Here is an 11,711-nt window from a genome sequence, read left to right as displayed (position 1 = left end):
TGACTCATCAGCGCCAGCTGCTGCTCGAGTTCCTTGATGCGCTGTTCGGGCGTCTGGTTGTCGGGGTCAGGCATGGTGATGCTCCTGCCGGCGCGTACAGAAGCCCCCTGGCTCCAATCTTGCCGACCATGTTTACGCAACCATACCAGAACGGTGGAGCGGCCCTGAATGCCATAACGCACCTGAGCCTGTTTGTAGGTGAGCTCGCCTTTTTCAATCTGCTCGACCAGTGNCAGTTTAAAAGTCAGCGAGTAATCGCGCTGTGTCCGTTTCACACCTTGTCCCATCGGGTTCTCCATTTATTGGGGGAAAGGTGTAAACCATATTCAGGACGGGACACACGCAATAAAAAAGGAGCGATCATCGCTCCTTTTTTGCTTTCTTGATCTGCCTGTTACCAACGTGACAGCACCATCTATATCAGCCCTTGTGCAACCAGGGGGTCAGTCGCAGCACGTCACCCTGCAGGCGCAGTTGCCCGGTCGCGAACGCGGCCAATTGCTCATTGCTCAGCAGCAGGTGGCCTTCCTGCCAGGGCAGCGCCTCCTGACGGGCGCCATCAATCAGATAAGCAGTGCCGTTCTGCTGCAGCAGGGTAATGCGCACCCCTTCCATCTTCGGCAAGAAGTGCTTGCCGACCATGCCCGCCATCTTGTCGAGCAACGACTGCATCTGCTGCTGACGGGCCGCCAGCTCGGCCAGCGGCAGCTCGAGCCCGTTCGGCGCATCTGCCATCACCTGTACCGTCATATCGCATGTGGCGTGCTCTTCTTTCAGGCCAACAGTCACGATCCCCTTGTCGAGGTTGAGATCCTCATCAAAAGGCAGGCGCAGTTCGCTATCGACCGTTACCTCGCCCGCGACCTCCTTGCTGTCGGTTGCAACCCGGGCAAAGGTGAGGCCGCAGCGCTGGCCATTTTGCGGATCGGTCAGATAAAACCCCAGTCTGGCGTGACCAAACTCCCCTTTGGCAAAGGTCTTCATCTGGCTGTAGAAGGTGCTGTATTGTAGATCCAGCACCGGCTCAGCCAGCGCCAGCCCAGGCAGAAAGAGCATGGCCAGCAGGCTCTGGCGCAAAACCTTGGTCACTCCATATCGACGGGTCATTCAACATCCTTTTGCATCATGCATTGAAATGGTTGGGGCCTTCTGTCACCTCGTTAACCTCTACCCCCACCCCGCAGAGATCCCGATAGAGGATCCCCTTGCAGTTGAAATAGAGCGGTGCCACCCAGATAAGCCCCAACCCCATGGGGATCAGAGCCAGGAAGAAGAGCGCGGTCATCACGCCGTGGAACAGCACAATGCTGGGCCAGCCGCGCGCAAAGAGCTTGAGAGAGACCAGAATGGCCTGGGGCGGCGTCAGGCCACGCTCCAGCACCAGCGGGACGGTAAAGAGCAGCCCCATGCCGATCAGGGCCGAGGGGATGAAAGAGAGTACGGCGGGCAATCCCAGCAGATCGAATAGCGGGCCAAACAGGCTGGTGAGCAGACTGCCAAGCAGGCTCAACATGCCGAGGCGTACAAAGTGGCGGAAGAAGTCGAACACCTGGTTGGCCCGGGCACGCACCCCGACCGACTGCTGCAACCCCAGCATATCGAGGGAGCTGGTCATGGGGGCCATCACCACCGTCATCAGCAGGCTCAGTACCATGGCCACATTCATCTGGCTGTCGTCCCCCAGATAGGGCAACAGCAGCACATTGCTGAGCAGGATCCAGATCGCCGTCACCCCGACAATCGCCAGCAGCAGGCCAAATCCGGTACGGCGGGTCTGTTGCCATCCCTCCTGGATGACCCCTTTCAGATCAAGGCGGTAGCCCTGGTTCAGAGACTGCTCAAGGGAGCCGCCAATACGCATTTTATTACTCAATTGACTATCCAATATCGAAAACGACCAAATCAGGTGGCACATTATAGCGATTTGGTCTGCTATTCGTAGCCGTTTTTCCTGCGCACTTGCGGCTAATTCGGGCCAAAAAGCCTTTAATTTCATGTGTCGGCTGCATAGAATGCGGCCCTCTTTCAACACGATGGCCACTGGCTGGGGTGAGACTGGCGGATGATGAACAATCCACAGGTAATTGTCGCGCTGAACAAGATCAGCAAAAAATACGATGGCAAGGTGATCCTGAGTGACCTTGACCTTGAAATCTACGATGGTGAATTTCTTACTCTGCTGGGCCCCTCCGGCTGTGGCAAGACCACCCTGCTGCGCCTGCTGGCCGGGCTCGAATCGGTCGACGGTGGCACCATCCATCTGGCCGGTGACGAGATCACCCATATCCCCGCCGAACACAGGCACATCAACACCGTGTTCCAGAGCTATGCGCTCTTCCCCCATATGACGGTGTTTGAAAACGTCGCCTTTGGCCTCGAGATGCAGAAAGTACCGGCCAGCGAGATCCGCCAGCGGGTCGAGGAGACTCTCGCCATGGTGCAGCTCACCGAGCTGGCCAACCGTCGCCCGGATCAGCTCTCCGGCGGTCAGCAACAACGGGTCGCCATTGCCCGCGCCGTGGTCAACAAGCCGCGCCTGCTGCTGCTCGACGAATCCCTCTCGGCGCTCGACTACAAGCTGCGCAAGCAGATGCAGAGCGAGCTCAAGGCGCTGCAACGTCGCCTTGGCATCACCTTTGTCTTCGTTACCCATGATCAGGAAGAGGCGCTCACCATGTCTGATCGCATCCTGGTGATGGAGGGGGGCCAAATCATCCAGCGTGGCACCCCGCGCGATATCTACGAATCGCCAGCAAACCTGTTCGTGGCCCGCTTTATCGGCGAGATCAACGTGATGGATGGCAAGCTGATCAGCCAGCGCGAGCCCGGTATCTGGCAAGCGGAGGTAGAGGGGCGCGAATGCCTGCTCCATACCACCTTGCCGTTCCAGCCAGACGACAAGGTGCTGGTGCTGCTGCGCCCGGAAGATCTGCGCATTCTCGATCAGGATGACGATCAGAGTGGTGCGCTGCGGGGCAATATCCGCGAGCGCAACTACAAGGGGGCGACGCTGGATTCGGTGATCGAACTCGAAAGCGGCAAACAGCTGCTTATCTCCGAGTTCTTCGACGAGGATGACCCCGACTTTGACTACCGTCTGGGTCAGGAGGTGGCGATCCACTGGGTTGACAGCTGGGAGGTGGTGCTGCCCTATGAGCCTCACTAATCTGCGGGTACCGCACAGCTTTGCCCACAACGGCTTTCGCAACGGGGCCATTGCGCTGATCCTAGGCTGGCTGACGCTGTTTGTCTTCCTGCCCAACCTGATGATCATCGGCGTCAGCTTCCTGACCCGGGACGAGTCCGAGCTTATCGCGCCGCTCTTTACCCTGAGCAACTATGGCCGCCTGCTGGACCCCCTCTATTTCGAGGTGCTGCTCCACTCCCTCTGGCTGGCGCTGCTCGCCACAAGCATCTGCCTGCTGGTGGGCTACCCCTTTGCCTGGCTGCTGGCCCATCTGCCAGCGCGTATCCGCCCGCTGCTGCTGTTTCTGGTGGTGGTGCCGTTTTGGACCAACTCCCTGATCCGCACCTATGCGCTGAAAGTGCTGCTCGGCACCAGGGGGCTGATCAACGGCTGGCTGCTGGATCTGGGGATCATCGAGCGACCGCTGCAGATGATGTATACCGAGGTGGCCGTCATCATCGGGCTGGTCTATGTGCTGCTCCCCTTTATGGTGCTGCCGCTCTACTCCAGCATCGAGAAGCTGGATGGCCGTTTACTGGAGGCGGCGCGAGATCTGGGCGCCAACGGCTGGCAGCGACTGGTGCGGATCATCCTGCCCCTCACCCTGCCCGGCATCATCGCCGGTTGTCTGCTGGTGTTCCTGCCCGCCATGGGGATGTTCTATGTCTCCGATCTGCTGGGGGGCGCCAAGCACCTGCTGATCGGCAACCTGATCAAGACTCAGTTCCTCAACAGCCGTGACTGGCCCTTTGGCGCCGCCATCAGTGTGATGCTGACGGTGCTGATGGCGCTGTTGGTCTACTGCTACTGGCGGGCGGGCAAACTGCTCAGCAAGAAGGGGGAACTGGCATGATGCGCGCATTGAAAGCTCTGTTTCTGCTACTGGTGTTTGGCTATCTCTATGTGCCCATCGGGGTGCTGATCGCCAACTCCTTCAACCTGTCGAAATATGGCATCGACTGGCGCGGCTTTACCCTGGGCTGGTATGAGAAGCTGTTTGCCAGCGCCAGTCTGATGCAGGCGGCCCAGCACTCCCTGACCATCGCCGCCCTCACCGCCACCACAGCCACCCTGATCGGCACCCTCACCGCCGTGGCGCTGTTTCGCTATCGCTTTCGCGGCAAGCAGTACGTGAGCGGCATGCTGTTCGTGGTGATGATGTCCCCCGATATCGTGATGGCCATTTCGCTGCTGACCCTGTTTGTAGTGACCGGCATTGAGCTCGGCTTCTGGTCGCTGCTGATCGCCCACATCACCTTCTGTCTGCCGTTCGTGGTGATCACCGTCTACTCGCGGCTGTGCGGTTTTGATGTGCGGATGCTGGAGGCGGCGCGGGATCTGGGGGCTAGCGAGTGGATCATCCTACGCCGCATCATACTACCGCTGGCCCTGCCGGCGGTGATGGCGGGCTGGCTGCTCTCCTTTACCCTGTCCCTGGACGACGTGGTGGTGAGCTCCTTTGTGACCGGCCCGGCCTACGAGATCCTGCCGCTCAAGATCTACTCCATGGTCAAGGTGGGGGTCTCCCCCGAGGTCAACGCCCTGGCCACCCTGATGCTGGTCGCCTCCCTCGGGATGGTGCTGCTGGCGCAACTGTTACTGCGTAAACGGCAGGGTTGACCCTGCCGTTTCGTCCCCGCCATCTTTGGCGAACTCTGTCACGGTGGGCCGCAAGGCCCCATAACCCCAAGGAGTTGTTGATGACAATCCAACACAAGGCCGGCGCCCTGCTGGCAGCCGCCCTCACCCTCACCACCCCGCTGCTGAGCCAGAGCGCTCACGCGGCCGACGACAAGGTGGTCTACTTCTACAACTGGTCGGAATATGTGCCGGACGGCCTGCTGGAGCAGTTCCAGCAAGAGACCGGTATCAAGGTGATCTACTCCACCTACGAATCCAACGAGACCCTCTACGCCAAGCTAAAAACCCATGGCGACGGCTATGACGTGGTGGTGCCCAGCACCTACTTCATCTCGAAAATGGCCAAAGAGGGGATGCTGCAGCCGCTGGATCGCGCCCAGCTGCCCAACTTTAAGCACCTCGACCCTACCCTGCTCAACCACGAGTACGACCCGGACAACCGCTACTCCATCCCCTATATCTGGGGCGCAACCGGGATCGGCACCAACACCGACATCATCGAGCAGCCGGTGACCAGCTGGAAGCAGCTCTGGGCACCTGAGTGGAAAGAGAGCCTGCTGCTGATGGACGATGCCCGCGAGGTGTTCCATATCGCGCTGGTGCAGCTGGGCTACAGCCCCAACACTCAAGACAAGGCGCAAATTGCCGAAGCGTTCGAATACCTGAAAAAGCTGATGCCCAACGTCAAGGCGTTCAACTCCGACAACCCGGCCGACCCCTTTATCGCCGGTGAGGTCAATATCGGCATGCTGTGGAACGGCTCGGCCTACGGCGCCCAGCGCGAATACCCCTCCATCCAGATGACCTACCCCGAAGAAGGGGCGGTACTGTGGATGGACAACCTCGCCATCCCGGCCAAGGCCAAGCATGTGAAAGAGGCCCACGCCCTGATCAACTTCCTGATGCGCCCCGATGTGGCCGCCAAGGTGGCCGAGGCGATTGGCTACCCCACCCCGGTCAAGGATGCCATTCCCCTGCTCACCCCGGCGTTTCGCAACAACCCCATGGTCTTCCCTAGCGACGAGATCAAGCGCAAGGGCGAATTCCAGTCCGATGTGGGGGATGCCTCCCGCCTCTACGAGCAGTATTTCCTGCAGCTTAAAGCCATGGTGGCTAAGGCGGGTTAAGTCGGCGGTTAATCGGCCCTGACGGGGTTAATGGATTAAGGGAGCAATCGCTCCCTTTTTCATCTTCACCTCTTCGATGCCTAAACACGACAGCACACCGATCGACAAATGGCGAGCCTCGTGTCTGGCCTCCATCAAGCTGGCCCATCGGCTCGAAAATGAGGCCAATAAAGACGCCGAGAAAATCAACCCAATGTACCAGCCAGGACCACACCAGATAGTGGCTGACCACTGAGTGTTTTTTGCGTGACCTCAAGGAAGAAGATTAACGCCCAAGAATGAACATATATGTGCACATATGTATAAATGTGTACATGTGTGCGCATTTCTTCTACACTAAACTCAAGTTAACATTTCACGCGCCAGACAGCCGTCTGGCGCTGACTATAGTAAGGAGGACATATGGCCAACACTGCACAAAAAGCCCTGAAAAATGGCGCCATTGACCCCAGTAAGGCACTGCCTGTGGTATTCCGTATCCTGGATAAGTGGCACTGCAATACAGATGAACAGCTGAAACTTCTTGGCATTTCATCCCGTTCAACATTGAACAAATACAAAGAGTCAAACGGCGGGATCCGTCTGACCGTGGATATGCAAGAACGGATGAGCTACATCCTCAATATCCATAAGTGTCTGAGGATGCTGTTCAGTGCCGACGACAGCATCTACGGCTGGGTGCGCAAACCCAACAGCCATCCCTTCTTTGCCGGGCGCAGCGCGATGGACATTATGAACGCTGGCCGCGTGGCTGATTTGTATGAAGTGGCCACCCGTCTGCATGCCTGGCGCGGGGGTATGGCCTGATGCAAGAGCCGCCACTGATTGAACTCAAGGGGGAGCGAGCCTATCGGATCATTCCAAGCCGCTACCCCACCATCGATCTCTATGAAGACGTGGCTAATGCGGACGAACTGGAGGCCGTCTGGGCCATAGAGTCACTGACCAATGATCGGTTGAATGAAGCGGCGGGTGATCTGTCGTTGGTACCGAAAGAGGATTGGTTGGTCGGGCTAAATGGCAGCAGCTATGTGATGGCAGCCTTCACCCATATCAACCCGGAAGGAGCCCGATTCACCACTGGCGATTTCGGCGGTTACTACTGCGCCCCCCTGCTCGATACTGCCATCAAAGAGACTGTGTATCACCAAGAGCGCATGTTCGGCTACACCAACGAACCCGCTCAGAAAGTACAGATGCGGGTGCTCTATACCGAGTTCAACGCCAATCTGGTCGATATCACCAGCGCGGAATTTCTCTCCACACCGCTTTATCACGCAACCAACTATGGTCAATCCCAAGCTTTCGCCCAAGAACAGAAAACCAAGGGGATAGACGGTATCCACTACCGTTCTGTGCGCCACAGCGGTCATAACTGCCATGTGCTCTATCGCCCCCGTCTGGTCACCAAGATCCACCAAGCCCAGCATCTGGAATACCACTGGAATGGCAGTGCCATCGCCAATGTTTTGGAAATTAAGCTATATGGGGAATAAGGTTCTGTCTTATTGATAATAATTGCGGTGCTCCCCTTCAAGCCTGAAAGGATCATCGCAAAAAGGATCTGTATTCCCGCACACGGGCATCAGTCTTCCACCTGCATGATTTCTCACAGATAGAGTGCATCGCGAGGCGGGAGCGCTATTGCCCCCCCAGTCCTTTCAGTACCAACTTGCCACCCCTCAGTCGTCAGCGATGCCATCAAGCTCAGCAACATCTGGTTCGAGGTTTTGGCCAAGGGGTTTAGGGTGTGGGCAAACAGCAAAGCGGCCAAAGTCGATTAATTCTGCGCTTTTTCATGCCCCCTCAGGGGTGTAGATTGGTTAAGGGGCAAGCGTTGCCCCCTCTCTTTTTTCATGACCCCTCGAGGTATCACGGAAAACACGTTTTTCGCCGATATCGCGGGTGGCCTGAGCCAATCAGGAGTATTCATGTCCGATCTGACCCTCTATTTCGCTCCCGGCACCTGTGCCATGGCCGTGCAGATTGCCCTGCTGGAAGCGAATGCCCCGTTCCAACCCCGTCTCGTCAACCTCGCCGCAGGGGAGCAGCGTGACCCTGCGTATCTTGCCATCAACCCCAAAGGGCGGGTGCCTGCCCTGATCACCGAGCAGGGCACCCTGACCGAGACCCCGGCCCTGCTGCTCTATGTGGCGCAGCGCTTCCCCGATGCCAAACTGGCGCCGCTGGACAACCCGTTCCTGCTGGCCCGCATGCAGGAGGTCAACAGCTTCCTCGCCTCCACCGTGCATGTCTCCCATGCCCACGGTCGCCGTGGCAGCCGCTGGGCCGATGACGAGCAGGCCATTGCCGCCATGCAGCAAAAAGTCGCCAGCAATATGCGCGATGGCTTTGCCCAGATTGAGCAGCACTATCTGGCAGGCCCCTGGGTGCTGGGCGAGCAGTTCAGCGTGGCGGACATCTATCTGTTCGTGGTCGCGGGCTGGCTGAAAAGCGATGGGGTCGAGATCAGTGAATTCCCCAAGGTTGCCGATCATTATCAGCGCATGCTGAGCCGTCCGGCGGTCGCCAAGGCACTGGCCAACTAACCATAAAATCAATAGCTCGATGAATAACAAGGGTGTCAGGGCTCTGCTGACACCCTTCCTGCCACCTCCCCTGCACTTCTTCTCCCGCCTTTGAGATCGTTTTCACATTTCCGTGGTTTTGCCGTGGCCCTTCCTTAGTAAAAAGCCTATCTTTGCGCCATGACGCAACCGGTTGCGTAACCGGTTGCCTAGCGGTTCACAGATTGACGGGCCAAGGCCTGATGAGGTGCTGTATGAAACGAGGCGTACTGCTCAATGCTCCCCTGAGTGCTCTGGTGGCACAGATGGGCCACACCGACGAGATCACCGTCTGCGATGCAGGCTTGCCCATTCCGGCAGGTCCGGAGCGGATCGATCTGGCGCTGATGGCGGGGACACCCAGCCTTGAAACCGTGCTGACCGCCCTGCTCACCGATCTGGTGGTGGAAAAGGCGATCATGGCAAGCGAGATCAAGCAGATCAGCCCCGCCGCCCATCAGGCGCTGGTCGATCAGCTTGAGGCCCACGCAGCCGCCCAGGGCAAGCCCATCGCCATCGAATACTGCCTGCACGAGGAGTTCAAAACCCGCTCCCGCCAGAGCAAGGCGATCGTGCGCAGCGGCGAGGTGACTCCCTACGCCAACCTGATCCTCTGCGCCGGTGTGGCGTTCTGACATTCTTCAAAGAAGGCCTCTTCAAGGAAGCTGAAAATGAGCACAACCTCCCCCCTCTCACCCATTCTGGAGCTGACCGGGATCGTCAAGACCTTCCCCGGTGTGCGCGCCCTCGACGAAGCGGGTCTGCGGGTCTATCCGGGCCAGGTGATGGCCCTGCTCGGTGAAAATGGCGCCGGCAAATCCACCCTGATGAAGGTGCTGACCGGCATCTATCAGGCCGATGCGGGCAGTGTCAGCTACCGCGGTCAACCGGTTCACTTCAAGGGCCCCCGCGACTCTCAGGATCAGGGGATCAGCATCATCCATCAGGAGCTGAACCTGCTGCCGGAGTTGTCGATTGCCGCCAATATCTTCCTCGGTCGCGAGCCGCGTACCCGTTTTGGCAGCATCGACCACAAACAGCTGCGCGAGCGGGCAAGCGGCCTGTTGGCACGACTTGGCGTCAAACATGGGCCGGATACCCGGCTCGGGGATCTCTCCATCGGCGAACAGCAGATGGTGGAGATCGCCAAGGCGCTGTCGTTCGATGCCAGCGTCATCATCATGGACGAGCCCACCGATGCGTTGACCGATACCGAAACCGAACAGCTGTTCAAAGTGATCCGCGAGCTGCGTGAGCAAGGTTGCGGCATCGTCTATATCTCCCACCGCCTCAAGGAGATCTTCGAGATCTGCGATCGGGTCACCGTGCTGCGCGATGGCAAGTGGATCGGTGAGAAGGCGGTGAGCGATCTGGATGAAGACAAGATCATCGAGATGATGGTGGGCCGCCGACTGGAAGAGCAGTATCCGCGTCTTGAGCGCGAGCTTGGCCCCGTCAGCCTGCAGGTGAAAGATCTGGCCGGTCCCGGCGTGCGCGGGGTGAGTTTCTCCCTGCGTCAGGGGGAAATTCTGGGCTTTAGCGGCCTGATGGGCTCCGGCCGTACCGAACTGATGAAGCTTATCTATGGCGCCAGCCCCATCAGCGCCGGTGAAGTGGCTGTGGACGGTCATGCGCTGGTGCCCAAAAGCCCGGCCGACGGGTTGGCCGCAGGCATCGCCTATATCTCCGAAGATCGCAAGGGGGATGGGCTGGTGCTGGAGCTGTCGGTGCGCGAAAACATGAGTCTGTGCGCCCTCGACGAGTTCATCAGCAACGGCAAGATTGACGGCAAGGCCGAGCGGCAGGCGGTGAGCGACTATGTGCGCCTGTTCAACATCAAGACCCCGAGTCAGGATCAGCTGATAAAGCTGCTCTCCGGCGGCAACCAGCAGAAGGTGGCCATCGCCAAGGGGCTGCTGACCCGACCCAAGGTGCTGATCCTCGACGAGCCGACCCGCGGCGTCGACGTGGGGGCGAAGAAGGAGATCTATCAGCTGATCAACCAGTTCAAGAAGGAGGGGATGAGCATCATTCTGGTCTCCTCCGAGATGCCGGAAGTGCTCGGCATGAGTGATCGCATCATGGTGATGCACGAAGGGCGCATCAGCGCAGAGTTCAACACCCGCGATGCCAATCAGGAGAAGCTGATGGCGGCGGCAGTCGGTAAACAGTGGCAAGCAGAGCAAGAGGCATCCCAATGACAACCCAAACCCTTTCCCGCCGTGGCGTCATGAGCAAGGCGTGGTGGATCGAGAATAAATCCCTGGTCGCGCTGCTGGTCCTGATTGGTGTGGTCTCCTTTCTGAGCCCCAACTTCTTCACCGCCGACAACCTGCTCAACATTCTGCGCCAGACCTCGGTCAACGCCATCATGGCGGTCGGTATGACGCTGGTTATCCTTACCGCCGGTATCGATCTGTCGGTCGGCTCTGTGCTCGCCCTGTGCGGTGCGCTGGCCGCCACCATGGTCGCCATGGAGTTGCCAATCTGGCTGGTGGTGCCCCTCACTCTGGGTGCCGGTGCCCTGCTGGGCGGCGTCAGCGGTCTCATCATTGCCAAGGGCAAGGTACAGGCATTTATCGCCACCCTGGTCACCATGACCGCTCTGCGCGGTATCACCATGGTCTATACCGAGGGTCGTCCCATCTCCACCGGTTTCAGTGACGGCGCCGATCACTTCGCCTGGCTCGGTACCGGTTACCTGTTCGGTCTGCCGGTACCCATCTGGCTGATGGCTATCGTCTTCCTGCTCGCCTGGTTCATGCTCAACCACACCCGTCTCGGTCGCTACATCTACGCGCTGGGTGGCAACGAATCTGCTACCCGCCTCTCCGGTATCAATGTGGATCGGGTGAAGCTGGCGGTGTATGGTCTGTGCGGCGCGCTCTCGGCACTGGCAGGGCTTATCGTTACCTCTCGTCTCTCCTCTGCCCAGCCGACGGCGGGCATGGGTTACGAACTGGATGCCATCGCCGCCGTGGTGCTGGGTGGTACCAGCCTGATGGGCGGCAAGGGCCGTATCATGGGGACCCTGATAGGGGCGCTGATCATCGGCTTCCTGAACAACGCCCTCAACCTGCTCGACGTATCCTCCTATTACCAGATGATCGCCAAGGCCAGCGTGATCTTGCTTGCCGTGATGATCGATAACAAAAGCAATCGTTGATAAGACAAGCCACACACAAGGAA

At 58.8% G+C, this 11,711-nt stretch carries 12 protein-coding genes and 1 pseudogene; 10 read left to right on the top strand and 3 right to left on the bottom strand.

Going from position 1 to position 11,711, the window contains the following annotated elements; genetic code table 11:
* From AB5Y76_RS01040 to AB5Y76_RS01030, 3 genes and pseudogenes are all read right to left on the bottom strand, one after another.
* Window positions 1–287, bottom strand: a pseudogene (locus AB5Y76_RS01040) (IS3 family transposase); the annotation flags it as partial.
* 133 nt (window positions 288–420) lie between these two features.
* On the bottom strand, window positions 421–1,107 hold the full coding sequence (locus AB5Y76_RS01035; RefSeq protein WP_263717272.1) for a DUF2987 domain-containing protein: 687 nt from the start codon (window positions 1,105–1,107) through the stop codon (window positions 421–423).
* A 16-nt stretch (window positions 1,108–1,123) separates the two neighbouring features.
* Entirely contained in the window at window positions 1,124–1,861 is a 738-nt protein-coding gene (locus AB5Y76_RS01030; protein WP_005351939.1) for a hypothetical protein, read from the bottom strand.
* A gap of 201 nt (window positions 1,862–2,062) precedes the next feature.
* On the opposite strand from AB5Y76_RS01030, the gene potA reads away from it, so the two are divergent.
* From potA to rbsC, 10 genes are all read left to right on the top strand, one after another.
* Window positions 2,063–3,166, top strand: coding sequence for a spermidine/putrescine ABC transporter ATP-binding protein PotA (gene potA, locus AB5Y76_RS01025; protein ID WP_069527590.1), 1,104 nt, complete (start codon window positions 2,063–2,065; stop codon window positions 3,164–3,166).
* Entirely contained in the window at window positions 3,153–4,040 is an 888-nt protein-coding gene (gene potB, locus AB5Y76_RS01020) for a spermidine/putrescine ABC transporter permease PotB (RefSeq protein ID WP_100653745.1), read from the top strand. The genes potA and potB overlap by 14 nt, the downstream gene beginning before the upstream one ends.
* Window positions 4,037–4,807 (top strand): spermidine/putrescine ABC transporter permease PotC, encoded by a 771-nt coding sequence (potC, locus tag AB5Y76_RS01015; protein ID WP_263717271.1) that lies wholly within the window; start codon window positions 4,037–4,039, stop codon window positions 4,805–4,807. The genes potB and potC overlap by 4 nt, the downstream gene beginning before the upstream one ends.
* An 80-nt stretch (window positions 4,808–4,887) precedes the next feature.
* The gene (locus AB5Y76_RS01010; RefSeq protein ID WP_005345409.1) at window positions 4,888–5,955 is read left to right on the top strand and encodes an extracellular solute-binding protein; all 1,068 of its coding nucleotides are present in this window, start codon (window positions 4,888–4,890) and stop codon (window positions 5,953–5,955) included.
* A 402-nt stretch (window positions 5,956–6,357) separates the two neighbouring features.
* A complete protein-coding gene (locus AB5Y76_RS01005) occupies window positions 6,358–6,762 on the top strand; it encodes an MbcA/ParS/Xre antitoxin family protein (protein ID WP_005336648.1) in 405 nt (134 codons plus the stop codon).
* Window positions 6,762–7,451, top strand: a complete 690-nt coding sequence (locus AB5Y76_RS01000) for an RES family NAD+ phosphorylase (protein WP_005336650.1) — start codon at window positions 6,762–6,764, stop codon at window positions 7,449–7,451. The genes AB5Y76_RS01005 and AB5Y76_RS01000 overlap by 1 nt, the downstream gene beginning before the upstream one ends.
* 435 nt (window positions 7,452–7,886) lie before the next feature.
* The gene (locus tag AB5Y76_RS00995) at window positions 7,887–8,504 is read left to right on the top strand and encodes a glutathione S-transferase family protein (RefSeq protein ID WP_139709336.1); all 618 of its coding nucleotides are present in this window, start codon (window positions 7,887–7,889) and stop codon (window positions 8,502–8,504) included.
* Window positions 8,505–8,737: 233 nt separating this feature from the next.
* A complete protein-coding gene (gene rbsD, locus AB5Y76_RS00990; RefSeq protein WP_103252053.1) occupies window positions 8,738–9,157 on the top strand; it encodes a D-ribose pyranase in 420 nt (139 codons plus the stop codon).
* Between the two features lie 36 nt (window positions 9,158–9,193).
* Entirely contained in the window at window positions 9,194–10,723 is a 1,530-nt protein-coding gene (gene rbsA / locus AB5Y76_RS00985; RefSeq protein ID WP_005336668.1) for a ribose ABC transporter ATP-binding protein RbsA, read from the top strand.
* Window positions 10,720–11,688: a ribose ABC transporter permease gene (gene rbsC, locus AB5Y76_RS00980; RefSeq protein WP_005336670.1), complete on the top strand. Its 969-nt coding sequence runs from the start codon at window positions 10,720–10,722 to the stop codon at window positions 11,686–11,688. The genes rbsA and rbsC overlap by 4 nt, the downstream gene beginning before the upstream one ends.
* The last annotated feature ends 23 nt before the right edge of the window (window positions 11,689–11,711 follow it).

The organism is Aeromonas sp. R1-2 (assembly GCF_040908505.1).
Taxonomy (GTDB): domain Bacteria; phylum Pseudomonadota; class Gammaproteobacteria; order Enterobacterales; family Aeromonadaceae; genus Aeromonas; species Aeromonas veronii.
This window is presented reverse-complemented; position numbering and strand designations above follow the sequence as displayed.